General features: G+C 72.8%; 23 protein-coding genes. 14 read left to right on the forward strand and 9 right to left on the reverse strand.

From position 1 onward, the window contains the following. Positions 1 to 103 precede the first annotated feature (103 nt). Genes ACZ6AA_RS15650 through ACZ6AA_RS15660 form a run of 3 tightly spaced genes read right to left on the reverse strand, consistent with a single transcriptional unit; the run spans position 104 to position 3,432 of the window. Entirely contained in the window at positions 104 to 700 is a 597-nt protein-coding gene (locus ACZ6AA_RS15650) for a nuclear transport factor 2 family protein (RefSeq protein ID WP_468460091.1), read from the reverse strand. Then, on the reverse strand, positions 697 to 1,575 hold the full coding sequence (gene folP, locus ACZ6AA_RS15655) for a dihydropteroate synthase (RefSeq protein ID WP_468460089.1): 879 nt from the start codon (positions 1,573 to 1,575) through the stop codon (positions 697 to 699). The genes ACZ6AA_RS15650 and folP overlap by 4 nt, the downstream gene beginning before the upstream one ends. Positions 1,576 to 1,605: 30 nt before the next feature. Continuing rightward, positions 1,606 to 3,432 (reverse strand): phosphatidylglycerol lysyltransferase domain-containing protein, encoded by a 1,827-nt coding sequence (locus tag ACZ6AA_RS15660; protein ID WP_468460087.1) that lies wholly within the window; start codon positions 3,430 to 3,432, stop codon positions 1,606 to 1,608. Between the two features lie 237 nt (positions 3,433 to 3,669). Here ACZ6AA_RS15660 and ACZ6AA_RS15665 point away from each other — a divergent pair, with 237 nt between their 5' ends. Continuing rightward, complete coding sequence (locus ACZ6AA_RS15665) at positions 3,670 to 4,803, forward strand: alpha/beta hydrolase (protein ID WP_468460085.1); 1,134 nt, start codon at positions 3,670 to 3,672, stop codon at positions 4,801 to 4,803. A gap of 23 nt (positions 4,804 to 4,826) precedes the next feature. Here ACZ6AA_RS15665 and ACZ6AA_RS15670 read toward each other — a convergent pair whose 3' ends face one another. After that, positions 4,827 to 5,990, reverse strand: coding sequence for an ABC transporter ATP-binding protein (locus tag ACZ6AA_RS15670; RefSeq protein ID WP_468460083.1), 1,164 nt, complete (start codon positions 5,988 to 5,990; stop codon positions 4,827 to 4,829). 175 nt (positions 5,991 to 6,165) lie between these two features. On the opposite strand from ACZ6AA_RS15670, the gene ACZ6AA_RS15675 reads away from it, so the two are divergent. From ACZ6AA_RS15675 to ACZ6AA_RS15690, 4 genes are all read left to right on the forward strand, one after another. Then, on the forward strand, positions 6,166 to 6,906 hold the full coding sequence (locus ACZ6AA_RS15675; protein WP_468460081.1) for an ABC transporter permease: 741 nt from the start codon (positions 6,166 to 6,168) through the stop codon (positions 6,904 to 6,906). Next, on the forward strand, positions 6,903 to 7,583 hold the full coding sequence (locus ACZ6AA_RS15680) for an ABC transporter permease (RefSeq protein ID WP_471458420.1): 681 nt from the start codon (positions 6,903 to 6,905) through the stop codon (positions 7,581 to 7,583). The genes ACZ6AA_RS15675 and ACZ6AA_RS15680 overlap by 4 nt, the downstream gene beginning before the upstream one ends. 90 nt (positions 7,584 to 7,673) lie before the next feature. Beyond that, the gene (locus ACZ6AA_RS15685; RefSeq protein ID WP_468460079.1) at positions 7,674 to 8,639 is read left to right on the forward strand and encodes an ABC transporter substrate-binding protein; all 966 of its coding nucleotides are present in this window, start codon (positions 7,674 to 7,676) and stop codon (positions 8,637 to 8,639) included. A gap of 242 nt (positions 8,640 to 8,881) precedes the next feature. Continuing rightward, complete coding sequence (locus ACZ6AA_RS15690; RefSeq protein WP_471458422.1) at positions 8,882 to 10,216, forward strand: coiled-coil domain-containing protein; 1,335 nt, start codon at positions 8,882 to 8,884, stop codon at positions 10,214 to 10,216. 379 nt (positions 10,217 to 10,595) lie between these two features. Here the strand turns inward: ACZ6AA_RS15690 and ACZ6AA_RS15695 are convergent, their stop codons facing one another. Continuing rightward, complete coding sequence (locus ACZ6AA_RS15695) at positions 10,596 to 11,900, reverse strand: PH domain-containing protein (protein WP_471458482.1); 1,305 nt, start codon at positions 11,898 to 11,900, stop codon at positions 10,596 to 10,598. Positions 11,901 to 12,196: 296 nt separating this feature from the next. Next, a complete protein-coding gene (locus tag ACZ6AA_RS15700; RefSeq protein ID WP_468460075.1) occupies positions 12,197 to 12,712 on the reverse strand; it encodes a PH domain-containing protein in 516 nt (171 codons plus the stop codon). 93 nt (positions 12,713 to 12,805) lie between these two features. Between ACZ6AA_RS15700 and ACZ6AA_RS15705 the strand changes: the two genes are divergently transcribed. Continuing rightward, the gene (locus ACZ6AA_RS15705) at positions 12,806 to 14,002 is read left to right on the forward strand and encodes an NADH-quinone oxidoreductase subunit D (protein ID WP_468482950.1); all 1,197 of its coding nucleotides are present in this window, start codon (positions 12,806 to 12,808) and stop codon (positions 14,000 to 14,002) included. A 70-nt stretch (positions 14,003 to 14,072) separates the two neighbouring features. Here ACZ6AA_RS15705 and ACZ6AA_RS15710 read toward each other — a convergent pair whose 3' ends face one another. After that, on the reverse strand, positions 14,073 to 15,026 hold the full coding sequence (locus ACZ6AA_RS15710) for an SAM-dependent methyltransferase (RefSeq protein ID WP_468482974.1): 954 nt from the start codon (positions 15,024 to 15,026) through the stop codon (positions 14,073 to 14,075). 172 nt (positions 15,027 to 15,198) lie between these two features. Between ACZ6AA_RS15710 and ACZ6AA_RS15715 the strand changes: the two genes are divergently transcribed. Continuing rightward, the gene (locus ACZ6AA_RS15715) at positions 15,199 to 16,401 is read left to right on the forward strand and encodes a sensor histidine kinase (protein WP_471458425.1); all 1,203 of its coding nucleotides are present in this window, start codon (positions 15,199 to 15,201) and stop codon (positions 16,399 to 16,401) included. Between the two features lie 168 nt (positions 16,402 to 16,569). Beyond that, positions 16,570 to 17,244 carry a response regulator transcription factor gene (locus tag ACZ6AA_RS15720; protein WP_030361035.1) on the forward strand — a complete coding sequence of 225 codons (675 nt, stop codon included), beginning with the start codon at positions 16,570 to 16,572 and terminating at the stop codon, positions 17,242 to 17,244. A 30-nt stretch (positions 17,245 to 17,274) separates the two neighbouring features. Here the strand turns inward: ACZ6AA_RS15720 and ACZ6AA_RS15725 are convergent, their stop codons facing one another. After that, on the reverse strand, positions 17,275 to 18,384 hold the full coding sequence (locus tag ACZ6AA_RS15725; RefSeq protein WP_468460069.1) for a DUF5937 family protein: 1,110 nt from the start codon (positions 18,382 to 18,384) through the stop codon (positions 17,275 to 17,277). 320 nt (positions 18,385 to 18,704) lie between these two features. Here ACZ6AA_RS15725 and ACZ6AA_RS15730 point away from each other — a divergent pair, with 320 nt between their 5' ends. Beyond that, positions 18,705 to 18,941 (forward strand): hypothetical protein, encoded by a 237-nt coding sequence (locus ACZ6AA_RS15730; protein WP_468460067.1) that lies wholly within the window; start codon positions 18,705 to 18,707, stop codon positions 18,939 to 18,941. Here the strand turns inward: ACZ6AA_RS15730 and ACZ6AA_RS15735 are convergent. After that, positions 18,901 to 20,130, reverse strand: coding sequence for a threonine aldolase family protein (locus ACZ6AA_RS15735; RefSeq protein WP_471458428.1), 1,230 nt, complete (start codon positions 20,128 to 20,130; stop codon positions 18,901 to 18,903). The genes ACZ6AA_RS15730 and ACZ6AA_RS15735 overlap by 41 nt on opposite strands. An 81-nt stretch (positions 20,131 to 20,211) precedes the next feature. On the opposite strand from ACZ6AA_RS15735, the gene ACZ6AA_RS15740 reads away from it, so the two are divergent. From ACZ6AA_RS15740 to ACZ6AA_RS15760, 5 genes are all read left to right on the forward strand, one after another. Then, positions 20,212 to 21,348 (forward strand): Rossmann-like and DUF2520 domain-containing protein, encoded by a 1,137-nt coding sequence (locus tag ACZ6AA_RS15740; RefSeq protein WP_471458430.1) that lies wholly within the window; start codon positions 20,212 to 20,214, stop codon positions 21,346 to 21,348. After that, positions 21,345 to 22,490 (forward strand): pantoate--beta-alanine ligase, encoded by a 1,146-nt coding sequence (gene panC / locus ACZ6AA_RS15745; protein WP_471458432.1) that lies wholly within the window; start codon positions 21,345 to 21,347, stop codon positions 22,488 to 22,490. Before ACZ6AA_RS15740 ends, panC begins: the two co-directional genes overlap by 4 nt. A gap of 85 nt (positions 22,491 to 22,575) precedes the next feature. Further along, entirely contained in the window at positions 22,576 to 24,279 is a 1,704-nt protein-coding gene (locus tag ACZ6AA_RS15750; RefSeq protein ID WP_468460061.1) for an L-aspartate oxidase, read from the forward strand. 5 nt (positions 24,280 to 24,284) lie between these two features. Then, on the forward strand, positions 24,285 to 25,292 hold the full coding sequence (gene nadC, locus ACZ6AA_RS15755) for a carboxylating nicotinate-nucleotide diphosphorylase (RefSeq protein WP_468460059.1): 1,008 nt from the start codon (positions 24,285 to 24,287) through the stop codon (positions 25,290 to 25,292). Next, positions 25,292 to 26,098 (forward strand): type III pantothenate kinase, encoded by an 807-nt coding sequence (locus ACZ6AA_RS15760; RefSeq protein WP_380842012.1) that lies wholly within the window; start codon positions 25,292 to 25,294, stop codon positions 26,096 to 26,098. The genes nadC and ACZ6AA_RS15760 overlap by 1 nt, the downstream gene beginning before the upstream one ends. Positions 26,099 to 26,722: the final 624 nt, after the last annotated feature.

Consider the following 26,722-nt stretch of genomic DNA (forward strand, 5'->3'; position numbering starts at 1 on the left):
TCTACCTGCGAGCACCGACAGTGTTCGCCCGCGGGGCCGCCGGAGGGCCCTCCCGCGACGGTTCGCGGGTGCCCCTACCCACTCGGCGGCAACCCGCCACCACTCATGCGGGTGTCTCGTCGTCCTCTTCGTCACCGGATTCGGCAAGCACGGGTGACGCGTGGTGCGACCACAGCTTCCAGCCGTCGGCCGTGCGCCGGAACACATTCGTGGCGACCACGAGCTGCCCCACGAGCGGCCCCAGCTCGTCGCCCTCCTGCGGCGCCGGGCCCCCGCTGAGGATGTTCTCCGTGCAGGTCACCAGGGCCGTGTCACCGGCCACGCTGACGCGCAGGTCGGTGAGGAAGAACTGGATGTACTCCGTGTTGGCCATGATCAGCGCGTACGACCTGAGGACCTCGCCGCGGCCTGTCAGCACCGGCCAGCCCGGGTGCACGCAAGAGATGGCGGGCCCGTCCGAGGCCGCGTCCGCGCCGTCGTCGGCGTCGTCGGCGCTCTCGGGGTGGGCGGGGCCCCCTTCGGCCGCCGCGCCGGTGTCGTCGTCCGCGTCCTGCGGCCCGGTGTACGTCTCCGCGTCGGCGAGGTCCCCGGCGTCCAGCCACAGGTCCGACACGCCGTCGAAGTCACCGCGCTCCAAGGCCTCGTAGAAGGCGGTGTTGGCGAGCTCGACCTGCTCGACATCCGTTCGCGCGCGCGTCACTGAGCGCCCGCCTCCCCGGCCGCGCCGGTGACCGCCCGCGCGACCCGCACCGCGTCCGCCGTGGCCCGCACCTCGTGCACCCGCACCGCCCAGGCGCCCTGGTGCGCGGCGATCGCGGACACCGCGGCCGTGGCCGCGTCGCGCTCCCGCGCGGGCGGCGGCGCGCCCTCGGGGCCCGCGAGGACCCGGCCGAGGAAACGCTTGCGGGACGCGGCGACCAGGACGGGGCGGCCGAGCGTGTGCAGCCGGTCGAGGCGGGCGAGGAGGGCCAGGTCGTGTTCGGCGTCCTTGGAGAAGCCGAGGCCCGGGTCGACGACGATGCGCTCGGGGGCGATCCCGCCGTCGATGGCGGCCTCCACGCGCGCGTGGAGCTCGTCGACGACTTCGGAGACCACGTCCGCGTACACGGGCCGGGCGTGGATGTCGGTGAGGAAGCCGCGCCAGTGCATGACCACGAACGGCGCCTGGGCGGCCGCGACCGACGGCACCATGTCCGGGTCGGCGAGGCCTCCGGAGACGTCGTTCACGAGCACCGCGCCCGCGGCGAGTGCCTGCCGGGCCACCCGGGCCCGCATGGTGTCCACGGAGACCGTGACGCCCTCGGCGGCCAGGCCCCGTACGACGGGGACGACGCGCCGCAGCTCCTCGTCCTCGTCCACGCGCGGGGCGCCGGGGCGGGTCGACTCGCCGCCCACGTCGACCAGGTCGGCGCCCTGGGCGACCAGGTCGATGCCGTGCTTGACGGCGGCCGTGGTGTCGAACCACCGGCCGCCGTCGGAGAAGGAGTCGGGGGTCACGTTCACCACCCCCATGACCGCACACCGGTCCCACTGAGGCAGACCCTCGACCGTTCCCCGCCCGCGCAACGTACTCATGCCTCAAGCCTAGGCCCGAGCGGACGGCCGTTACGCCGCCCGTACCTCCCGCTCGGCGGTCTGGGCCGTCTGGTGCGGGCAGGGGCGCCGCTGCGCGATGGCACGGCGCAGGAAGCGCGGCAGGCCGAACGTCACGAATCCCTCGGCCTGCATCGCTGCGAAGCCGATCCGCGGCAGGTCGCGGCTGGAGCGGTAGACGACGAAGCGGGGCTCCCAGCGCGGCCGGAACTTCGCGTTGAACTTGTACAGCGACTCGATCTGGAACCAGCGCGACAGGAACACGAGCAGGCCGCGCCAGGCCCGCAGGACCGGGCCAGCCCCCAGCTTCTCGCCGCGCGCGAGCGCGGCCCGGAACATCGCGAAGTTCAGGGAGATCCGCTCGATGCCGAGCTTCGGCGCGGCCTGCAGGGCGGCGACGATGAGCAGCTCGTTCATGCCCGGGTCGGCTGAGCGGTCGCGGCGCATCAGCTCCAGGGACACACCGTCCTTGCCCCACGGCACGAAGTGGATGACGGCCTTCAGGTCGCCGTAGGGGCCGGGCTTCTCGTCGGCCTTGTGGGCCGTCGCTATCAGACAGTCGCCGTCGTTCGGGTCGCCGATGCGGCCGAGGGCCATGGAGAAGCCGCGCTCGGTGTCGGTTCCGCGCCAGTCCTCGGCGGCGCGCTGGATGCGCTCCAGCTCCTTCTCGCCGAGGTCACGGATGCGCCGCACGCGCGTCTCGTAGCCATTGCGCTCGATCCGCTTGACCATCTGGCGCACGTTGCGCATCGCGCGCCCGGACAGGGAGAAATCCGCGACATCCACCACCGCCTCGTCCCCGAGCTCCAGGGCGTCCAGGCCCGTCTCGCGGGTCCAGACCTCGCCGCCGGTCTCGGAGCAGCCCATGACGGCGGGCGTCCAGGAGTGCGCCTTGGCCTCGTCCATGAAGCGCTCGATGGCGCCCGGCCAGGCCTCCACGTCGCCGATCGGGTCGCCTGAGGCGAGCATCACACCGGAGACGACGCGATAGGTGACGGCGGCCTTGCCGCTGGGCGAGAACACGACGCCCTTGTCGCGGCGCAGGGCGAAGTGGCCGAGGGAGTCCCGGCCGCCGTGCTTGGCGAGCAGCTCGCGCAGCCGGCTCTCGTCGTCCTGGGTGAGCCGCGCCGCCGGGTGCTCGGGGCGGAAGGCCAGGTAGATGGTGGTGAGGGCGGTCAGCATGCCGAGGGCGCCGAGGGAGAAGCCGACGGTCCAGGAGGTGTTGCCGGTGTAGTCGACCGGCCCCTCGAAGCCGAACAGGCCGTACAGCACATGGGCGAGGCGCTCCGAGATGCTCGGGTCGCCGACGACCTTCTTCGGGTGGACGCTGACGATGACCAGGCCGAGCGCGATGGAGCCGGCGCCCAGGAGGACGAAGTTGGCAAGGGCACGCCAGCGGCTGCGCGGGTCGGGCAGCGCGGCGAACTCGCCGCGATGGCGCAGCAGCAGCGCGAGCAGCGCGAGCGAGATCGCCGCGCCGATGAAGGAGTGCCGGTACGCGAACTGCGCCACCGCGCCCGCGGGGAGCAGCACCACCGCGGCGCGCCACGCCCGGCGCTTGTGCCGCCGCAGCCCGTGCGCGAGCAGGAGCAGCAGGACGCCGCAGCTCAGCGCGAGCGCGGCCGCGAAGGGGCCGAGCGCGCCCGGCAGGACCTCCGCGAAGGTGTGCAGCCGGCTGCGCCGGAAGCGGGGGAACACACCGGCCGCGATGTTCAGCAGCGCGACGAGGGTGCAGATTCTCGCTGCGAGGACCGGGACGGCTTCGGGGCGGGGGCCGCGGAAGAACCGGCGCGGCCCCCGGTCGCTGCCGTCGTTGCCTCCTGGAACCACACCCGACATTTCCCCATCTATCCTGACAGACATCGCATCCCGTAGTTCTGCGAGAGAGCTTCCATCCGGTGCCAAAGGTGGCGTCCGGTGATATTGCGCCCTCTAGGACGGTCCTTCGGGGACACGGGTTCACTCCCGGCCGGAAAACCGGTGTAAAGCTGGCGGAAAAGGAACGTCGCTCGTCTGGAGCCGACGGTTCCGCCCCCCGGGAAGAGAACAGGCAGAAAGCGCAGGCAGGATCATCCCATGGGTCTCACGAGCAATAATGTGCTGGCACTTGCGGTAGCGCTGGCCGTGCTGCTGTTCATCGGCACGATCTGGCTGTGGCCGCGGCTCGCACGCCGCAGCTGGCGCGCCGTCACCGGCCGCGTCGGGCTGCTGCTCGCCACACAGCTGGCCGTCTTCGCGTCGGTCGGCCTCTCCGCCAACCAGGCGTTCGGCTTCTACGCCACCTGGGCCGACCTCTTCGGCCAGGAGACGGCGCAGGGCGTGGTCGTCGACCACGACGCCATGAAGGGCGAGAAGGGGCCCGTCCGGGTGGTCGACACCAAGTCCGTGGACGTACCCGGCGGCGGCATCCCCCGTGTGGGCGGACAGATCCAGAAGATCGACATCCAGGGCCGGAACTCCAGGATCGCCAGCCCGGCGTACGTGTATCTGCCGCCGGAGTACTTCCAGCCGCAGTACAAGCACCGCACGTTCCCCGCGGCCGCGGTCCTCACCGGCTACCCCGGCACCGCGGAAGCCCTGATCAAGGGCCTGCACTACCCGCAGACGGCGCACCGGCAGGTCAAGGACGGCAAGATGCAGCCGATGATCCTGGTCATGCTGCGGCCGACGGTGGCGCCGCCCCGGGACACCGAGTGCGTCGACATCCCCGGCGGCCCGCAGTCCGAGACGTTCTTCGCCAAGGACCTGCCCGACGCCATCACCGACCACTACCGGGTCGGCAAGAAGCCCGACAGCTGGGGCATCATCGGCGACTCCACGGGCGGCTACTGCGCCCTGAAGCTGGCCATGCACCACCCCGGTGTGTACGGCGCCGGAGTCGGCCTCTCCGCCTACTACAAGGCGGCCCAGGACGTGACGACGGGCAACCTGTTCCACGGGGACAAGGACCTGGAGCGGCGCGCGGACCTGATGTGGTACCTCGACCACATGCCGCCGCCCAAGACCTCCCTGCTGGTGACCACCAGCAAGAAGGGCGAGGGCAACTTCAAGGACACCAAGAAGTTCATCGACAAGGTCAAGGCGCCGACCCGTGTGTCGTCGATCACGCTGGAGAGCGGGGGCCACAACTTCAACACCTGGCGGCGTGAGATCCCGGCGTCGCTGGTGTGGATGAGCGGACGGCTGACCGGAGGGTCGGACGTGCGCTGACGCCGGGCGCCCGGTGCCGGGGGTCAGGCTCCCGGCACCGAGGCCACCGTCTCCAGCTCCACCGCGTCGCGCGGGATGTCCCGCGCGTCCGCCGCCGTCGAGCGGCGCAGCGCCTCGTGCAGCCGGGCCGGGGTCAGCACCCCGAGGAACCGGCCCTCGCTCTTCTCGTCGATGACCGCGATCCAGCCCGCGTCGTGCTGGAGCATCGTCGAGAACGCCTGCTTCAGGCTCGCGCCCACCGGCAGCCACGCCTCCATCCGGCGCGCGTGCGCGCGCACCGTGCCGGTGCCCACGCGCGCGTGCTCGGCGGAGAGCCAGCCGTGCAGGTTGTTCTCGCCGTCCAGGACGACGGCCCAGCGGGCGTCCGCGTCGAACTCCTTGGGCAGCGGGTCGTCGAGGTGCACGACGGGCGGCTGCTCCAGGTCGCCCTCCTCGATGGGGGTCACCGAAAGCCGCTTCAGACCCCGGTCCGCGCCCACGAAGTCGGCGACGTACTCGGTCGCGGGGGCGCCGAGGACGGTCGAGGGAGTGTCGAACTGCTCGATGCGGCCGTGGCCGTAGACGGCGATGCGGTCGCCGAGGCGGACGGCCTCCTCGATGTCGTGCGTGACGAAGAGCACGGTCTTGCGCACGGCCTGCTGGAGGCGGAGGAACTCGTTCTGCAGATGCTCGCGCACCACCGGGTCGACCGCGCCGAACGGCTCGTCCATCAGCAGCACGGGCGGGTCGGCCGCCAGCGCCCGGGCCACGCCGACGCGTTGGCGCTGGCCGCCGGAGAGCTGCTCGGGGTAGCGGTCGCCGAAGGTCGACGGGTCGAGGCCGACGAGGTCGAGCAGTTCGGCGGCGCGCTCGCGGGCCTTGGCGCGCTTCACGCCGAGCAGGTGCGGGACGGTCGCCGTGTTGTCCAGGACCGTCTTGTGCGGGAACAGACCGACCTGCTGGATGACATAGCCGATTCGGCGGCGGAGTTGGACGGGGTCGATTCCGGATATGTCGTCGCCGTCGAGGAATATCCGCCCGCTGGTGGGCTCGATGAGCCGGTTCACCATTTTCATCGTCGTGGTCTTGCCACAGCCCGACGGGCCGACGAGCGTGACCAGTTCACCCTCGCCCACCTCGAAGGACAGGTCGTCGACGGCCGTTGTGCCGTCCGCGTACCGCTTGGTCACGTTCTCGAACCGGATCATGATTCCCCATTGTGGCGCGTGTTCTGTGAAGGCCGTGTTGCACCGGCACGAAGAGCCTCTCGGCGTCTCGGTGATTGTCAGTGCTCGGGGTTAGGGTCGCCAGACAGCGGAACATGTGGCTTTCGGCACGTGTACGGGTGGGCATGGTGACGGGCTTTCGGGGGAGGCGGGGCGGGTGAGCAAGCGCGACTGCCTGGTGGCGAACGACTGGATCTGCGGTGAGTACGTCCGTTCCCGCAGCCAGGAATTGATCGACGCGACGGTGGAGCACGTGGCGATCACGGCTTCCTCGGTGGCGATAGGAGTGGCGGTCGCGCTGCCCCTCGCGCTGCTCGCGCGCCGCTGGCGCTTCCTCGCGGCCCCGATTCTCGGCGTGACCACGGTGCTGTACTCGATTCCGTCCCTGGCGATGTTCTCGCTGCTGCTGCCCTTCTTCGGCCTGTCCGCGTCCCTGGTCGTCACGGGCCTCGTGCTGTATTCGCTGACGATCCTCGTGCGGAACATCCTCGCGGGACTCCAGGCGGTCCCCGAAGAAGCCAGAGAAGCCGCCAAAGGGATGGGATACGGCCCGCTGCGACTGCTGTGGGAAGTGGAATTGCCTCTCGCACTTCCGGCGTTGCTCGCGGGGGTGCGGATCACGACGGTCTCCACGGTCGCCCTCACCACCGTCGGCGCCATCGTGGACTACGGCGGCCTCGGCACGCTGATCCTCGACGGCCTCGACACCCAGTTCAAGGCGCAGGTGCTCACGGCATCGGCGCTGTGCGTCGTGCTCGCCATCGCGGCCGACCTGCTGCTCCTCGCCCTCCAGCGGCTCCTGACGCCCTGGACGCGAGCTCATCGAATACGACCGGGCCGCTTCGCGCGCAAGGCGGACGCGGCCAACAGCGTGGCCAAGGTGGCTGAGCCCGTATGAACGCGATATCCGGTGCCTACGACTGGCTGACCACGTCGGCCAACTGGCAGGGCGAGAAGGGGGTGTGGCACCGGCTCGCCGAGCACCTGTACTTCAGCGGCGTGTGCCTCGCCGTGGCCTGCCTGATCGCGCTGCCGCTCGCCATGCTGCTCGGCCACATCGGCAAGGGCGGCGCGCTCGCGGTGAACATCTCCAACGTGGGCCGTGCGGTGCCCACGCTCGCCGTCCTCATCCTGCTCACGCTCACCCCGCTCGGCGAGCACGGGGACCTGCCGACGCTGATCGCGCTCGTCCTGTTCGCGGTGCCGCCGCTGCTCACCAACGCCTACATCGGCATGCGCGAGGTGGACCGGTCGGTGGTCGAGGCGGCGCGCGGCATGGGCATGAGCGGGCGGCAGCTCTTCGCACGCGTCGAACTGCCGCTGGCGTACCCGCTGATCATGGCGGGCGTCCGGTCGGCGGCGGTGCAGGTCGTCGCCACGGCGACGCTCGCCGCGATGGCGGGGGAGGGGGGCCTCGGGCGGATCATCACGGCCGGGTTCAACCTCCAGAACACCCCGCAGGTCGTCGCGGGCGCCTTCCTGGTGGCGCTGCTCGCGCTGGCCGTGGAGGGTGTCCTGGTCCTCGCCGGGTGGGTCTTCGATCCCATGCGGGGGCGGTCCCGTGTGAGCGAGTGAGTGGCGGGGCGCTCCGTGTCGGCTCCGCCCGTTCGGGCCGGGGCCCTTCTTGACGCTTGATGTGGAAACTCTCGAAATGGTGGTTCACCGATGAACAGCAGGACGCGTCGCGCGCGACGGATGGCAGGGGCGGCAGCGGCCGTCGTGGCGCTGACCGCGGGTCTCACCGCGTGCGGCGGCGACAGCCTGGAGGACGACAAGGGGTCCGACGGCGGCGGCAAGGGCGAGATCGTGGTGGGCTCGGCGCGGTTCACCGAGCAGAAGGTGCTGGCCGAGCTGTACGCGGGCGTCCTGCGCGACGCCGGGTACGACGCGTCGGTCAAGACCGTCCAGAACCGCGAGGTGTACGAGCCCGAGCTGAAGAAGGGCACCATCGACGTGGCGCCCGAATACGCGGCCACGCTCACGGAATTCCTCAACCTGAAGAAGAACGGCGCGGACGCCGATCCGGTCGCCTCCAGCGATCTCGACGCGACCTACGGTCAGCTCACCAAGCTCGCCGGGGCGCGCGGTCTGAAGGCACTCCCGGCCGGTGAGGCCGTGGACCAGAACGCCTTCGCGGTGACCGAGGATTACGCCAAGGAGCACAAGCTCAAGACGCTTTCCGATCTTGGAAAGTCCGGCGAGAAGGTCCGGATCGCCGCCGGTGACGAATGCGAGACGCGGCCGTTCTGCGCGCCCGGCCTCAAGAAGAAGTACGGCATCGACGTCTCCGGAATCGACCCCAAGGGCGTCGGCACCACCCAGTCCAAGCAGGCCGTGAAGAACGGCACGGACCAACTCGTCCTGACGACGACCACGGACGCGACGCTGAAGAACTTCGGCCTCGTGATCCTGGAGGACGACAAGAAGCTCCAGAACGCCGACAACATCCTCCCCGTGGTCAACGAGAAGTCGGCGGGCGACAAGAAGATAGCCGCCGCCCTCGCCAAGGTCACCAAGACCCTCACGACCGACGATCTCATCGAACTCAACCGCAAGGTCGACGCCGAGCGGGAGAAGGAAGCGGATGTCGCCAAGGAGTATCTGGAGTCGAAGGGGCTGATCAAGAAGTAGGCCCCCGGACGGCCCGGGCGCGCGCTCCGCGCGGTCCCGGGCCAGGCCGAACTCCGGATCCTCGGGGAGCCTTCGCGGCGGAATGCGGAAGCGGCGCGCGCCGGGTTGCGGAATCCGCGCGGAGGAGATGGAGTGACGCTTCCAGAGGAAGTGGCTCGGCGGGGTGGGGAGTTGTGGTGGGGGTACCGGGAATTTGGCGGGCGGGGCACCAGACTTCGCCTACGCGCGGTAAGTTTCTGGCCATGCCACGTGGACGTCACCGCCATTCCCCACCACTGCACAGGCTGCTTCCTCCGTCGGCGGTCGCAGGCTTCTCCCTCGTCTGCGCCGGCGGCGCCTGGATGTTCGCGGAACCAGTCGTGCTGCGCGGCCTCGTCGCCGCGGCGGCCGCGAGTGCCGTCATCGGCTCGGTCGTCATGCGCCAGTGGGACCGGTCGGCGGGCAAACGCGTCGCCGAGCTGAGCCGCGCCCGGGCGAGCGACGAGTGGCGCTACGACGAGCGCATAGCCGAGGCCGAGTCCGACCTGGAGGAGTCGCGCGAGCTGCGCTCCAAGCTGGAGGCCAAGCTGCGCTCCAAGCGGGCCGAGCTCGCGGCGCTCCGCAACGAGCACGCGGCGCTGCTGCGGCGGTACGCGACGGCGGAGACGGAGCGGGCCAGCGCCCTTGAGGGGCGGCGCCTGCTCGCCATCGAGACGGGCACCACTCCGACGCGGGCGTTGCCGCCTGGGGCGGGGGCGGAGGACGGTGAGGCGGGCGGGTCCGCTGCGGTGGACGGGGCCGCGGATGGGGCTGCTGACGGGGTTGCTGACGGGGCTGGGGATGTCGCTTCGGCTGCTGAGTCCGTGGGTTCCGGTTCGCTTGTCGAGTCCGTGGAGTCCGTGGAGTCCGTGGAGTCCGTCGAGTCTGTGGAGTCCGTCGATTCGGCTTCTTCGGGTGCGGGCGCGGTGTCCGCTGCGTCCGTCGACGTGGCTGGTTCCGTCCAGGGCTCCGAGACTTCCGGGGGCGCCCGGGTCGCGGTCCGGCCGGGGGCGAGTCCTACGCCCTCGTTGTACGGGCGCGCCAACGACGCGCTGGACCGGCTGGCGCGGGCGGGTGCGCGGCCCGCGGTGACGGAGGGCGGCCTCGACGCCGCCGAGCTCGCCGACGCCGCCGACGATGACGCCCCCGATGACGTGGACGGCGGTGACGGCCAGGGGAAGCCCGCGGCGGCCGACGGGCACGGTCACGAGCGTGCGGTCGCCGGTCACTTCGCGGTTCCCACCGCGGCGGCCGTGGTGCCGCCCACGCGGGCGCGGCGGCCCGCGGGTGAGGGCGGCTTCGACTTCTTCGGTACGAAGAGCACGTCCGCGAAGAGTGTGGCTCCGGCCGCCCTGGAGGCCGTGCAGAACGAGGACCTCGCTGACGTCGTCGGCGAGGAGGCCCTCGCGGTGCACAAGGCCGAGGCCGAGGCCGAGTTCAGGCCGTCGGACGCGGCGACGGACGCCGAGCGCGGGGTCGGTCAGGTCATCGACCTGACGGCCCACGACGAGACGGAGCAGATCGACGTGGAGGGGCTGCGCACCGCACTGCGCGCGTAGCGTTCCCCTGGTCGGGGGCGCCCTGGGTCGACCGCCGCTTGCGCGGCGGCCGATCTCCCACCCGCCCACCCGTTTCACCCGGACGCGGCGCACCCTTCGGCCCCAGCCGTGTCGCGTGCCCTCGTCCCCGGGTCGCCGCGCGCCTCCCGCCGACCCGTCTCTGCAGGACGCGGCGCACCGCAGGGCGTTGGTGGTACCGGTGCCTGCGGGGCGGAGTCGCTCCGCATTCGTGGGCCGGGGCCGTCCGGCGTCTGCGGGCCGGAGTCGCTCTGCGTCTGAGGCCGGAGTCATCCCGCGTCTGCGGGGCAGAGTCGCCGCGCGCCCGCAGGCCAAAGCCGTCCCGCGCCCGCAGGCCAAAGCCCCCGCGCGCCCGCGCCCCTCAACCCCCCGCCCCACCCACCATCCACCGATCCGGCAGCGCCTCCCGCCGCCCCGTCCGGGAGCGTTCCGCCTGGGCGCGGAGGAGTTCTGTGGCCTCCTCCGCGCTTCGTAGGCGGGCTGTGACCGTCTTGTTGGCCCCCGTGTCCACCAGCACGTCGGCTACGTCCTTGAAGCGCTCCCAGGGGCCCTGGGCCAGCCTTACGCTCTGCACCTTCGCGTGCGGGACCAGGGAGAGGCGGCGGCGGAGCAGGCCGTGGCGGGCGGCGAAGACCGCGTCGGTGACCGTGAGGCCGTAGCCGTGCCACCACACCGGGACGCACCAGGCCGCGCGTTTCGGCGGGCGGGAGAGTTCGCTCGCCGCCGGTACCCGGGCCCCGGGAAGGACCTGGGCGATCACCGACTCGGCGAGTGCGCGCGGGGCGACCGGGACCAGCACGCTGTTGGACGAACCCGCCACGTCCAGCTCGACCCGGACCCAGTCCAGGCGGCGCCACAGCATCGGCTCGACCACGTGGACCGTCTGCACGCGCCCCGGCGGCACCGTCTCGTGCGCCTTGTCGAGCAGCCCGTGGTCGATGCGCAGGCCGTCGGGCGACTCGCCCACCCGCCAGTCGTACTCCGCGATGAACCGGCCCACACTGCTCGCGAACGCCCCACCCAGCATGGGCAGCGCCGTCGCGATCACCGTCCACGCGTTGTGCGTGATCAGCCACAGCAACGTCGGCACGACGAGCGCGGCCACCAGGAGCGCCCAGGGCGCGCCGGTCAGGAGCAGCGACACGGCGAGCATGCGGGGCTCCACGTGCAGCAGGTTCCGCGCGGGCGCCTCACCGACCTCCCGGGCCGTCTCCGGGGCGAAACCGGCCGCCCGCGCGAGCAGTTCGGCGCGCAGCGTGGCAGCGTGCTTCTCGTCGAGGTAGGCCAGCTCGTCCTTCTTCTCGGTGCCGACCACGTCCAGTTTGAGCTTGGCCACGCCCACGAGGCGGGCCGCGAGCGGCTGCGTCACGTCGACGGCCTGGAGCCGGTCGAGGCGGATGTGCGCGGTGCGCCGGAACAGCAGCCCGGTGCGGATGCGCAACTCCGTGTCCGTGACCGCGAAGTGCGTGAACCACCAGCTCAGAAAGCCGTACAGGGCGCCGCCGACCACCACGGCCGTGGCGCCGAGGGTGAGCGTCGTCGCGGTCAGCTCGGACAGTCGGCGCTGGGTGCCGTCCGGGTCGTGGAAGGCCCAGCCGACGAGGATCGCGACCGGCGCCCAGGCGCGGCGCAGGGGCGTGACGGGGTGCAGACGTCGCTCTCGAATGCCTTGCGCGCCGTCTGTGTCACCTGTGCCGTCTGTGCCACCTGTGTCACCGGTGTCACCTGTGCCGCCTCTGCCGCCTGTGTCTGTGGCTCCTGTGCCGCCTGTGTCAGGTGCGGCACCTGCGGCACCTGCTTCACCAGCGGCTTCCGCAGCCTCTGCGGCTTCTGTGGCCTCTGAGGCTTCCGCAGTCTCTGCGGCTTCCCGGGCGTCGGAGCCTCCCGGCCCCCCGTCCTCCGAGGGCGGCCGCACGCCGGCGGGCGCCCCCGTCCCGTCCTGCTCCCGCTCCCGCGCCCCGCTCACAGCCCCGCCGATCGGGCCTCGCCCAGCTCCGTGAGGCGGTCGCGCAGGCGCTCGGCCTCCTGGGGGTCGAGGCCGGGGATGCGGGCGTCCGTGGCGGCCGCGGCCGTGTGCAGCTGGACGCCGGCCAGGCCGAAGTACCGCTCCACGGGGCCGGACGTGACCTCGACGAGCTGCATGCGGCCGTACGGCACGATCGTCTCCTCGCGCCACAGCACGCCCCGGCTGATGAGGAGGTCGTCGGCCCGCTCGGCGTACCGCCACGAGCGCCAGTTGCGCCCGAGCAGCACCCAGCCCCAGGCCGTGAGCGCGAGCGGCAGCGCCCCGAAGGCCGCCCACGCGGGCCCGGCGAACAGGCCGAGCAGTACGCCGAGCGCCACCCCGATCGGCACCAGCCACACCACGAGCAGCATCCGGCGCATGTTCAGCACTCCGCGCGGCAGCCCGGTCCACACGGGCGGCGTCTCGCGCTCCCCCGTGGCTCCCCCTGGCCCCGACCCCGTCCCGGTCTCCATGCCCCAAGCCTACGTACGGGATCCGACAGCGGTGCGGCCCCGCGTACGGGATCTGACCGTGGCACCGCGGCGGGCGTACGACAGACTGTGGGCATGAGCCCCACGACGGAGCACACGCCCAGCACGCGGCCGCCGCGGACGACGGAACCCGCCGAGACCACGTTCGGCATCGGCGGTGCCGCCGAGAGCACCGACATGGTGCTCAACATCGGCCCCCAGCACCCGTCCACGCACGGCGTGCTGCGCCTTCGGCTCGTCCTCGACGGCGAGCGGATCGAGCGCGCGGAGCCGGTCATCGGCTACATGCACCGCGGCGCGGAGAAGCTCTTCGAGGCGCGCGACTACCGCCAGATCGTGATGCTGGCCAACCGCCACGACTGGCTGTCGGCGTTCTCGAACGAGCTGGGCGTGGTCATGGCCGTCGAGCGGATGCTCGGCATGGAGGTGCCCGAGCGCGCGGTGTGGACGCGCACGCTCCTCGCGGAGCTGAACCGGGTCCTGAACCACCTGATGTTCCTCGGCTCGTACCCCCTGGAGCTCGGCGGCATCACCCCGGTCTTCTACGCCTTCCGGGAGCGCGAAGAGCTGCAGAACGTCATGGAGGAGATCTCCGGCGGCCGCATGCACTACATGTTCAACCGGGTCGGCGGCCTCAAGGAGGACCTGCCCGCGGGCTGGACCACGCGCGCGCGGGCGGCCGTCGCCTCGGTGCGGTCGCGCATGGACGTGTACGACCGGCTCGTGCTCGGCAACGAGATCTTCCGGGGGCGCACCCGCGGTGTGGGCGTGCTCTCCGGAGAGGCGGTGCACGCCTACGGAGTGAGCGGTCCCATCGCCCGCGCCTCCGGAGTGGACTTCGACCTGCGCCGCGACGAGCCGTATCTGGCGTACGGCGACCTGGGCGACGTCCTGAAGGTGGTGACCCGCGAGGAGGGCGACTGCCTGGCCCGCTTCGAGTGCCTCCTGGAGCAGACCCACAACGCCCTCGACCTCGCGGACGCCTGCCTGGACCGCGTCGTCGACCTCCCGCAGGGCCCGATCAACCAGCGGCTGCCGAAGGTCCTCAAGGCCCCCGAGGGCCACACGTACGCCTGGACCGAGAACCCCCTCGGCATCAACGGCTACTACCTGGTGTCCAAGGGCGAGAAGACCCCGTACCGCCTGAAGCTGCGCTCCGCCTCGTACAACAACATCCAGGCCCTCGCGGAGCTCCTGCCGGGGCAGCTCGTCGCCGACATGGTGGCGATCCTGGGGTCGCTGTTCTTCGTGGTCGGCGACATCGACAAGTAGTCGTCGATAAGTAGTCGTCGGCAAGTGGTCATCGGCAAGTAGTCGTCGGTTAGTGGTCATCGACACGTAGTCAGGGTGTGAGTACGTCCCCCAAGGGCATGTCGACCGGCTGCGTCAGCCAGGCGAAGTCGCCGAGGCCGCCCGCCGCCGTCAGCTCCGCCGCCTCGCCCGCGCGGGCCAGGGCCCGTACGTAGCCCGCCGGGTCGCTGGAGGCGAGGGCCAGGGGCGGGCGGTCGCCGGAGACCCCAAGGGCGCGCAGGGCGGCGCGCTGGGTGAGCAGCAGGGCGTCGGGCAGGGCGCACGCGTCCAGGGCGACGTGCGCGGTGATGTCGCGGCTGCCGTCCGGGACGGGCGGCTCCTCGCGGCCCGCGCGAAAGCCCGTCAACGTACCGAAGGGCGGCCGGTCGGCGCGGGTGTGGGCGTAGTCGACGGCGACCGCGAGGCCGCGTGTGAGCGTCGCGAGGGCCGCCGTCCACGCCTCGTCCCGGGGGCGGCCGATCTCCGCGCGCAGGCCCGCCTCCGGGCCGAGCGGCCACCAGCGCGCGAGCCACGCGGCGTCGGGCCCCGCCACGGGCTCGCCGAGCTCCTCGGTGCCGTCGGCGTGCACGAGGACCCGGCGCACCGCCCCGTCGGGGGCCCGCTCGGCCACGTCCAGGGGGACGTTGTCGAGCCACTCGTTGGCGAAGAGCAGGCCGGTCACGCCGGCCGGGGGCTCCGCGCGCCACTCGATCACCGGGTCGATGCCCTCGGGGCGCTCGGCGCGCTCCACCGCGTACGCGCGCGTGCGTGCCGCCACGTCCGCGGGCAGCGCCGCGAGGACGCCCGCCGTCAGCTCGCCGCGGCCCGCGCCCATGTCCACGAACGCCAGCTCCCCGGGGTGCCCCAGCGCCGCGTCGACGCGGCACAGGAGCCGGGCCACGGCGGCCGAGAACAGGGGCGAGGCGTGCACGGAGGTGCGGAAGTGGCCCGCGGGTCCCTCCGGGCGCCGGTAGAAGCCCTCCGGGCCGTACAGCGCCTCCTCCATGGCTTCCCGCCAGGCGCGCGGCGCGCCTTCTGGCGCTCGCGGCGCTCCCCGTGCCTCATTCGTCACAGCGAGAAGGGTAAGCGGGCCTCCACCTTGGGGAGTACGAGGCGGCCGTACGGATCGGACCTCCGGTTGACCCGAGGGGCCCGACGGGCTGCCTACGCTGGGTTACGTGCAGCGCCTCTATGACTTTCTCCGCAGACACCCGACGGGAGTCGACGCCTTCTGGGCGTTCGTCCTGTTCGGGATCTCCGGGCTTGGCGCGGTGGCCGTCGCGGAGGCTGACGGCCGCGACCCTGCCCTCGCGTCGATACCGGTCATCATCGGCCTGTGCCTCGTGGTGGCGCTGCGGCGCCGGTGGACCGACCGGATGCTGGTGCTCGCCGCCGGGATCGGCGTCCTGCAGATGGTCTTCGACGTGCCGCCCGGGCCCGCCAACTTCGCGATGCTCGTGATCATCTACACGGCGGCCGCGGACGGCCCGCGGTGGGCCTCGCGGTTCGCCCTGGTCGGAGGGCTCTCGGCGGCGCCGCTTTCGCAGCTGCGCTGGCCGGAGAGCTCGTCGGGGGTCTGGGGCAACCTCCTGTTCACGGTCTTCATGGTGGTGCCGTTCGCGCTCGCCTGGGTGCTCGGCGACTCCATCCGCACCCGCCGCGCCTACCTGGCCCAGCTGGAGGAGCGCGCGGACCGCCTGGAGAAGGAGCGCGAGGCGCAGTCCAAGGTCGCGGTCGCCGCCGAGCGCGCCCGCATCGCCCGGGAGCTGCACGACGTCGTCGCGCACAACGTCTCCGTGATGGTGGTGCAGGCCGACGGCGCCGCGTACGTCCTCGACGCGGCCCCCGACCAGGCCAAGCAGGCCCTGGCCACCATCTCGGGCACCGGCCGCCAGGCGCTCGCGGAGATGCGCAGGCTGCTCGGCGTGCTGCGCACCGGCGAGCCCGAGGAGAGCGGTGAGTACGTGCCGCAGCCGGACGTGGAACAGCTCGACGAGCTGATAGAGCAGGTGCGCGGCGCGGGCCTGCCGGTCGACTTCCGGGTGGAGGGCACCCCGCGCCCGCTGCCCAGCGGCGTCGAGCTCACCGCGTACCGCATCGTCCAGGAGGCGCTGACCAACACCCGCAAGCACGGCGGCGAGAACGCCGGGGCGAGCGTCCGGCTCGTCTACTTCGACGACGGCCTGGGGCTGCTCGTCGAGGACGACGGCAAGGGCGCACCGCACGAGCTGTACGAGGACGGCGGCGCCGACGGCAGCGGCCACGGCCTGATCGGCATGCGCGAGCGCGTCGGCATGGTCGGCGGCACCCTGGACGCGGGCCCGCGTCCGGGCGGCGGATTCCGCATCAGCGCTCTCCTTCCCCTGAAACCCGCACACTGACACCTGTCAGTACCTGACGCCGTGTACGAGTGCCCTGACAGCGCGTACGTCGGGGCACCTGCGCGCGCGTTCCGTGCGCATCCGCCGCTCCGCGCCCCCGCACCGTCCGCGATGATGGACGTACGACTGCTCCATGAAGGCCGTGAAAGGCCGTGAAGGGACTCCTTGATGTCGATCCGCGTGATGCTCGTCGACGACCAGGTGCTGCTGCGCACCGGGTTCCGGATGGTGCTCGCCGCGCAGCCGGACATGGAGGTCGTCGCGGAGGCCGGTGACGGCGTCGAGGCGCTGCAGGAGCTGCGCTCCACGGCGGTCGACGTGGTCCTGATGGACGTCCGGATGCCGAAGCTGGACGGCGTGGAGACGACGCGGCGCATCTGCGCCGCCGCCGAGCCGCCGAAGGTGCTGATCCTGACCACCTTCGACCTCGACGAGTACGCCTTCTCGGGGCTGAAGGCGGGCGCTTCCGGCTTCATGCTGAAGGACGTGCCGCCCGCCGAACTGCTCGCCGCCATCCGGGCCGTGCACAGCGGCGACGCGGTCGTCGCGCCGTCCACGACGCGGCGGCTGCTCGACCGCTTCGCCCCGATGCTGCCGGGCACCGGCAGCCAGCCGCACCACAAGGAGCTGGGGCGCCTGACCGAGCGCGAGCGCGAGGTCATGGTGCTCGTCGCCCAGGGCCTCTCGAACGGCGAGATCGCGGCGCGGCTCGTGCTGTCCGAGGCGACCGTGAAGACGCATGTGGGCCGCATCCTCACCAAGCTCGGGCTGCGCGACCGGGTGCAGGTGGTGGTGCTGGCCTACGAGACGGGGCTCGTGCGGGCCGGGGGCGGGACGGGCTGACCCCGCGCCCGGGCGGCGTGCCGGGTGGCGTCAGCGCAGGACGCCCTCGATGAACTCGCTGCCCAGGCGGGAGACCACACCCAGGTCGAGCTGGTGCTGCACGTACCGCCCGCGGCGGCGGGTCGTGATCAGCTCGGCCTTCTTCAGGACGCTCAGGTGCCGGGATATCTCCGGGGCCGTCATGCCGTGCGCGTCGGCCAGCTCCCCCGTGGTGTACGACCCGCGGGCCAGGTGGCGGCACAGGCGCATCCGGACCGGGTGGGACAGCGCGGCCATGCGGCGCGTGAGCTGCTCCACGGAGGCGGGGGCGGAGAGGCCCGGGGAGTTCACCGGATACGTGATCGAGGACTGCCAGCCGAACCGGTGCAGCACCAGCAGATGGGGCCAGCCGAGGCTGGTCGGCACCAGGACCAGGCCGCCCTCGCCCGTCCTGGTCTGGCCCACGGCCATCTTGTCGATGGTGATCCTGCGGGCCTCCTCGTCCAGGGTCACCGCTCCGGAGATGGCGCTCAGCGCCTCGCCCAGGCCCTTGCGGCGCAGCAGATCCGTCTTGTGCCGGGCGTCCGCGGCGAGCTGATGGCTGACCCGCGACCAGGTGTCCGCGAAGAACGCCTCGTCGCAGTCCTCCATGAGCTGCCGGAACCAGGCCCGCACGGCGGGCGGGTCGTCGAGCAGGCGCTTGGTGAACCGCACCTGGTGGTCGCCGCGGGCGGCGGCGAGATCCAGGGCGTGCCGGCGCATGTCCGGGTCGGTCAGCGGGTCCGTGGCGCGATTCGTGTCGTACGCCAGCTGGCAGGTGAACTCCAGGGCGGCGTCCACGAACTGGCGGTCCGTGAGCTTGTCCAGGAGGTCCAGCTCCTCGGCGAGGGTGGCGCCGGGGAGCGTGCTCTTGCCGGGGATGCCCGCGAACGGCGCGAAGACGTCCGAGAACGTCGTCCGCCACAGGAAGTCCGCCTCGCACATGCGGTCCGCGAGGCACGGGTCCAGGCGCGTGGAGACGGCCGTCGCCCAGCCCTGCAGCCCCGGGTGGTGACCGGGCTCGGACAGCGCGTGCAGCGCCATGCCCAGCTCGGCGAGGGGCGAGGGCACGACATGGACCCGCTCCGGCGTCAGGCCGGTGATGTCGATGCTCACGCTCATGACCCCATGGTGCACCGTGCCACTGACAACGCCGTGGCCGATTGACGACTGGCGTCAATCGGCGCGACGTGGCCTGCCGGCCGGGCGCAGGGTGGGGTTGTCGCCGTGGTCCGGCGGCTTGTCAGGGGCGCCGATGGTGTCGCCTTCTTGCGTGGCCTGGCCGTCGGCCTGTGGTGCCGTCTGTCGCGCTTCGCGCTCGTCCTCAATCGCCGGACGGGCTCAATGTGTCCCGCTGTCTAGTCGTCCTCTTCCCGCCGTCTCTTCCTCGCCTGCACCCTCTCGTGCCCGTTAAGTACTATTTCTTATGAAAGGTCTACGTCATGAGCGTCACCCAGCAGTACCTCCTCGACAGCTACCGCGCCGCCCAGCTCGGGGAGCGGACGCCGCCCGCGCCCGGTGTCTGCGACTGGCAGGTCGTGCGGGAAGTGCGGGACTACGGGCGCTTCAACGCCGTCGTCCACGAGCGCCCCGCGCACGGGCGGTTCCGGGCCGCGCTCGGGCGGCTGCTGCGCGGTCTCAGGGGAGGCGGCGCACGAACTCCGCGACCGCTGCCCTGACGTCGTCGGGTGTCCACGCCAGGCCTGGTCCGGTCACGGTGACCTCCGTGACGGACAGGCCCGGCGGTCCTTCCGGGAACCAGCGCCAGAACAGCTGGGTCCCGGTCTCCTCGGCCTGCGTGAGCGCCGCCTCGTTCAGGACGTCGGCCTCGTACGGCAGCCAGACCTGGAACTGGTGGGTGTGCGGCGGATCGGGGTGTACGCGTGACCAGGGCACCCGTGAGGCCGTGAACCCCTCGCGCAGTGCCTGGGCGACCACGCGCGCGTGGGTGACGTATTCCGGCAGGCGCGGCAGGACCCGCTCCAGGCCGAGCAGGGCCGACACAGCGGTCGGGAACTGCTGGAACATCAGGCCGCCGTACCGGTGCCGCCAGGCGCGCGCCTCGTCGGTCAGCGCCCGTGGTCCGGCCAGCGCGGCGCCCGCGATGCCTTCGAGCGACTTGTAGAACGACACGTACACGCTGTCCGCGAGCGCCGCGATCTCCGGCAGCGGGCGGCCGAAGTGCGTTCCGCACTCCCACAGGCGCGCCCCGTCGACGTGCACGACGGCGTCCCGTTCGCGTGCCGCCGCCACCACGTCCGTGAGCTCCTGCCAGCTGGGCAGGACGAAACCGGCCTCCCGTAGCGGCAGTTCGAGCATCAGTGTCCCGAACGGCTCCTCGAAGTCGCGCACTTCGTCGGCCGTGGGGCAGCGCGGCTCGTCCGTGGGATGCACGGTACGCAGACCGCTCACTACGGAGAGGGCGCCCGCCTCGTGCACCTCCGGGTGCGAACGGGGGTGCAGGGCCACGGTCGCGTTGCCCGTACGCCCCGCCCAGCAGCGCAGCGCGACCTGCTGGGCCATCGTGCCGGTGGGGAAGAAGACGGCGTCCTCCTTGCCGAGCAGCCGCGCGACCTCGTCCTCCAGGTCGGCGACCACGCCGTCGCCGTACATGTCGCTCGTCCGGTCCGGGTCCGTGACGTCGGCGACGCCCTCGGCCAGGGCTGTGAGGCGCTCGGCCAGGGTCACGGTCATGGGGGAGCGGGTCAGGAGGCGTTCCGCGCCGCGGGCGGCGGCGATCCGGCGCGCGCGGCCGTCTCCTTCGGTGGTCTCGTCCGGTTCGGTGGGCTCGTCCGGCGCGGCGGAATCGCGTGGTTCGGCAGACTCGTCCGGCTCGGCGGGAGCGTCCGGCTTGTCGGGTGCGGTCATCCACAGATCATCGCGCGTGGTCGTACGAATGCCCACAGCCTGTGGACAGCCGACGGCGCCCCGCCGACGGATAGCGTTAGCATGACGAGAAATCGTCCGGTACCCCGAGCGGACTGGAACGGAAGGCCTCATCGCGTGAACGCATCCCACCGGCCGGAGCAGCGTCCCGAGCCCCGATCGGACCCCAGGGACCGCCCCGCGCGGCTCACTGTGGGCGTCGTCGGAGCGGGCCGTGTCGGCCCCGCGCTCGCGGCGGCGCTCCAGCTCGCCGGGCACCGCCCGGTGGCCGCCTCCGGGGTGTCCGACAGCTCCGTGCGGCGCGCCGCCGTCATGCTGCCCGACGTCCCGCTCGTCTCGCCCGCCCAGGTCCTGGAGCGCGCCGACCTGGTCCTGCTCACCGTGCCGGACGACGCCCTGCCCGGCCTGGTCGAGGGCCTCGCCGAGACGGGTGCGGTGCGCCCGGGCCAGCTCCTGGTGCACACCTCCGGGCGGTACGGCACGAAGGTCATGGAACCCGCCCTGCGCGCCGGTGGCCTGCCCCTCGCGCTGCACCCGGCGATGACGTTCACCGGCACCCACGTGGACGTACAGCGTCTGGCCGGCTGCTCCTTCGGCGTGACCGCCCCCGACGAGCTGCGGCTCGCCGCGGAGGCGCTGGTCATCGAGATGGGCGGCGAGCCCGAGTGGATCGCCGAAGAGGCCCGCCCGCTGTACCACGCGGCCCTCGCGCTCGGCTCGAACCACCTGGTCACGCTGGTCGCCGAGTCCATGGAACTGCTGCGGGACGCGGGCGTCGAGGCCCCGGACCGCATGCTCGGCCCGCTGCTTGGCGCGGCCCTCGACAACGCCCTGCGCTCCGGTGACGCGGCCCTGACCGGGCCCGTCGCGCGCGGGGACGCGGGCACGGTCGCCGCGCACGTCGCCGAGTTGCGCAAGCACGCGCCGGGGACCGTTGCCGGGTATCTGGCGATGGCCCGCGCGACCGCCGACCGCGCCCTCGCCCACGGCCTCCTCAAGCCGGAACTCGCCGAGGACCTGCTCGGGGTGCTGGCGGGCGGGGTGAGCGGGCCGGGGGGCCATGGTGGCTCCGGTCCCGGGGGTCCGGGCGGGCCGAGTGACCCGAGCGGCCCGCATGGCACCGACGGGTTCCGTGGCGATGGCCCGGACGGTTCGGAGGGCTCGGACGGCTCGGGCGATGCGAACGGAGGGGACCGATGAGCGAGGAGACGACACCTCAGCAGCCCCAGGAGCCCCAGGAGTCCGAGCAGTCCCAGGAGCCCGAGCAGCCGCAACGGCCCCAGGAGCAGCCCCAGGTGCCCCAGACACCCCAGGACGCACCCACCACCCCTGAAGCTCCCCGCGACACCACCCTCCTGCACACCGCCGCGGACCTCCGCGCCCGCCTCCGCGCCGGGCGCCGCGTCGTCGTCATGACCATGGGCGCCCTGCACGAGGGCCACGCCACGCTGGTCCGCACGGCACGGCAGGCGGCCGGTCCCGACGGCGAGGTCGTCGTCACGGTCTTCGTGAACCCGCTGCAGTTCGGCGCGGGCGAGGACCTGGACCGCTATCCGCGCACCCTCGAAGCCGACATCAAGACCGCGTCCCAGGCCGGTGCGGACGTCGTGTTCGCCCCCGCCCCGGAGGAGGTCTACCCCGGCGGCGAGCCCCAGGTCCGGGTCACCGCGGGCCCCATGGGCACCGTCCTCGAAGGGGCCACCCGCCCCGGGCACTTCGACGGCGTGCTCACCGTCGTCGCCAAGCTGCTGCACCTGACCGCGCCCGACGTGGCGCTGTTCGGCCAGAAGGACGCCCAGCAGCTCGCCGTGATCCGCCGCATGGTGCGGGACCTGAACTTCGACGTGGAGATCGTCGGCGTGCCCACGGTCCGCGAGGACGACGGCCTCGCCCGCTCCAGCCGCAACCGCTACCTGTCGCCCGAGGAGCGCCGCACCGCGCTCGCGCTGTCCCGCGCCCTGTTCGCGGGCCGCGACCGGCACGCCGCACAGGAGGCGCTGCGCGCCCGGGCCGCCCTCGCCCCCGCCACCCACGCGCGCGTGGACGGCCTCAACGCGCTGGGCGAGGCCCGCGCGGCCGCCGACGCGCACGCCGTCGCCCAGGCCGTCCCCGCGGGACCCGCGGGCCCCGCCGCCATCCGGGCCGCCGCGTTGCAGGTCCTCGACGGGGCCAGGCGGCTGCGACCGCCGCTCGTCCTGGACTACCTGGCGCTCGTCGACCCGGCCGACTTCCAGGAGATCACCCCCGGCCACCGGGGCGAGGCGATCCTGGCCGTCGCCGCCAAGGTCGGCACGACCCGCCTGATCGACAACATCCCGCTGACGTTCGGAGCCCCGGCATGAGCCCCCGCCCGTGCACAAGCCCCCGCACGAGCGCGCGCCCGTGCGACACCCCCGCCACCCGTCCGACCCGGATCGGAGCCCCCGCATGAGTGCCACTGGCATACGGCTGTACGCCCCCGCGCCCGGCTGGTCGCTCGACGCCGACGTCGTGGTCGTCGGCTCCGGAGTGGCCGGTCTGACCGCCGCCCTGCGCTGCTCGGCGGCCGGCCTGAAGACCGTCGTCGTCACCAAGGCGCGCCTGGACGACGGCTCCACGCGCTGGGCGCAGGGCGGCGTCGCGGCGGCCCTCGGCGAGGGCGACACCCCCGAACAGCACCTGGACGACACCCTCGTGGCGGGCGTGGGCCTGTGCGACGACGAGGCGGTGCGCATCCTCGTCACCGAGGGCCCCGACGCCGTACGCCGACTGATCGCGACCGGAGCCCACTTCGACGAGTCGGCCGACGGCGGCCTCGCGCTCACCCGCGAGGGCGGCCACCACCGCAGCCGCATCGCGCACGCGGGCGGCGACGCGACCGGCGCGGAGATCTCCCGCGCCCTCGTCGAGGCGGTCCGCGCGCGCGGCATACCGACGGTCGAGAACGCCCTGGTCCTCGACCTCCTGACGGACGCCGAAGGACACACGGCCGGGGTCACCCTGCACGTCATGGGGGAGGGCCAGCACGACGGCGTGGGCGCCGTCCGCGCGCCCGCCGTGGTCCTCGCCACCGGCGGCATGGGCCAGGTCTTCTCGGCGACCACCAACCCGTCCGTGTCCACGGGCGACGGCGTCGCGCTCGCCCTGCGCGCGGGCGCCGAGGTCTCCGATCTGGAGTTCGTGCAGTTCCACCCGACCGTGCTCTTCCTGGGCGCCGACGCCGAGGGCCAGCAGCCGCTCGTCTCCGAGGCGGTGCGCGGCGAGGGCGCCCACCTGGTGGACGCCGACGGCGTGCGCTTCATGGTCGGCCAGCACGAACTGGCCGAGCTGGCGCCGCGCGACATCGTCGCCAAGGGCATCACGCGCCGCATGCAGGAACGGGGCGCGGCGCACATGTACCTGGACGCCCGCCACTTCGGCGCCGACATGTGGGCGGCGCGCTTCCCGACGATCCTCGCGGCCTGCCGCAGCCACGGCATCGACCCCGTCACCGAGCCCATACCGGTCGCCCCGGCAGCCCACTACGCCTCCGGCGGCGTCCGCACCGACCCGCACGGCCGCACCACCGTGGCGGGCCTGTACGCGTGCGGGGAGGTCGCCTGCACCGGCGTGCACGGCGCGAACCGGCTGGCCTCCAACTCCCTCCTGGAGGGCCTGGTCTACGCCGAGCGCATCGTGGAGGACATCGTCGCGCGGCACGCCGACGGCACCCTCCACGCGCGCGTGCCCGCCGACCCCGAGCCCCCGCTGCGGCCCGCCCACCCGCTGCTGCCCCCGGAGGCCCGCTTCACCATCCAGCGGGTGATGACCGAGGGCGCCGGAGTGCTCCGCTCCGCCGCTTCCCTCGCCGAGGCCGCCGACCGGCTCGCCGCCGTGCACGCGGACGCGGCGGGCGCGCTCGCCGAGGACGGCAAGACCGCCGAGCCCGGCGTGGACGCCTGGGAGACCACCAACCTGCTGTGCGTCGCCCGCGTCCTGGTGGCGGCGGCAGGGCAGCGCGAGGAGACTCGTGGCTGCCACTGGCGCGAGGACCACGCGGAGCGCGACGACGCGGCGTGGCGCCGCCACATCGTCGTCCGGCTGAACCCCGACAGGACCCTCGACATCCGTACCACCGACAACGCCCGTTTCCCCAGCACCCAGGAGCAGTGACCGACGTGAGCACCACCGACCTCCCCCTCGCCGACGGCACCGGCGGCTGTGGCGACGGCTGCGGCTGCGGCGACGCGGCGCACGACGCGATGGAGTGCGGCCTCGACCCGTCGCTCGCCCGGATGCTGGAGGACGCGGGCCTCGACCCCGTCCAGGTCGAGGACATCGCGCACCTCGCCATCGCCGAGGACATGGAGTTCTCGCCGGACGCCGTGGACGTCACGACGGTCGCCACGATCCCCGAGGACGCCGTGGCCACCGGCGACTTCACCGCGCGCCAGGCGGGCACCGTGGCGGGTCTGCGCGTCGCCGAGGCCGTCCTGTCCGTCGTCTGCGAGGACGAGTTCGAGGTGGAGCGGCACGTCGAGGACGGCGAGCGCGTGGAGGCCGGTGACGTGCTCCTGAGCGTCACCACCCGCACCCGCGACCTGCTGACGGCCGAGCGCAGCGCGCTGAACCTGATGTGCCGTCTGTCCGGCATCGCCACCGCCACGCGCGCGTGGGCGGACGCCCTGGAGGGCACCGGCGCCAAGGTCCGCGACACCCGCAAGACGACCCCCGGCCTGCGCTCCCTGGAGAAGTACGCGGTCCGCGCGGGTGGCGGCGTCAACCACCGCATGTCGCTCGCCGACGCGGCCCTCGTCAAGGACAACCACGTGGTCGCCGCGGGCGGCGTCGCACAGGCCTTCAAGGCCGTACGGGAGATGTTCCCGGGCGTGCCCGTCGAGGTCGAGGTGGACACCCTGCACCAGCTGCGCGAAGTCCTGGACGCGGGCGCCGACCTGATCCTCCTGGACAACTTCACGCCCGGCGAGACGGAGGAGGCCGTCGCCCTCGTCGCGGGCCGCGCCCTCCTGGAGTCCTCCGGCCGCCTCACCCTGGAGAACGCCGCGACGTACGCGCGCACGGGCGTCGACTTCCTCGCGGTGGGCGCCCTCACGCACTCGTCGCCGATCCTCGACATCGGCCTGGACCTCCGCGAAGCGCGGGTCTCCGGAGAGGCCGACAGCTGATGCTGCTCACCATCGACGTAGGCAACACGCAGACCGTCCTCGGCCTGTTCGACGGCGAGGACGTCGTCGAGCACTGGCGCATCTCCACCGACCCGCGCCGCACGGCCGACGAACTCGCCGTGCTCCTGCGGGGCCTGATGGGCATGCACCCGCTGCTCGGCGACGAACTCGGCGACGGCATCGACGGCATCGCCATCTGCGCCACCGTCCCGTCCGTCCTGCACGAGCTCCGCGAGGTCACCCGGCGCTACTACGGAGACGTGCCCGCCGTCCTCGTGGAGCCCGGCATCAAGACCGGCGTCCCGATCCTCATGGACAACCCCAAGGAGGTCGGCGCCGACCGCATCATCAACGCGGTCGCCGCGGTCGAGCTCTACGGAGGCCCCGCGATCGTCGTGGACTTCGGTACGGCGACGACGTTCGACGCGGTGTCCGCGCGCGGGGAGTACGCGGGCGGCGTCATCGCCCCCGGCATCGAGATCTCCGTGGAGGCCCTCGGCGTACGCGGCGCGCAGCTCCGCAAGATCGAGCTGGCCCGGCCGCGCAGCGTCATCGGCAAGAACACCGTGGAGGCCATGCAGGCGGGCATCCTGTACGGCTTCGCGGGCCAGGTCGACGGTGTCGTACGGCGGATGGCGCGCGAGCTGGCGGGGCCGGACGCCGACCCCGAGGACGTGACCGTGATCGCGACGGGCGGGCTCGCGCCGATGGTGCTCGGCGAGGCGTCCGTGATCGACCACCACGAGCCGTGGCTCACGCTGATCGGCCTCCGCCTCGTCTACGAACGGAACGTGTCGCGCGGCTGACCGCGCGTTTCACGCCGCCCGGTGCGGCGCCTCGACGCCAACTTCTCGCGTCCGCGGGACAACCAGCGCCCCCGTCCAAGAGTCTGTGCTGGGAGGGGTTCTGACCGGGCGTCTGGTGTGGGTGGCGGAAGAGTGTGGGGCGGATGAGGGGCAAGGCACGCCGAGGTGTCGTGACGGCGGCCGCGCTGGTGGCACTGGCGGGGGCCCCGGCGCCGGCGACGGCCGACACGGACACCTCCACGTCGGCGTCCCTGTCACTCCCGTCCCCCACCCACCCGACGACACCCCCACCGACGGTGACCCCCACACCCACGGTGACCCCCACACCCACGGTGACACCGGCCACGACCACCCCCACGGACCGCATGGCGGACACCGGGGCAGGCGTCGTCCTCTGGATAGTGGCCGCGGCAGCGGGAGCCCTGGGAATAGGCGCAGTAGCCTTCGCCACAACCCGCCGCCGCCCAGACTGACAAGCCGTGCCCCGTCCCACCCGAGGGCGACGACGAGGCAATCCCAGCCCGTCCGGCGCTTGAGGACGAGCGCGCAGCGCGACCGACGGCGCCCCCGTCCCACGGCAACGGGACACCCACAAGCACCACACCCCCCTCGTCCCCCAAGGCC

It is taken from the genome of Streptomyces sp. NPDC040610 (assembly GCF_055594065.1).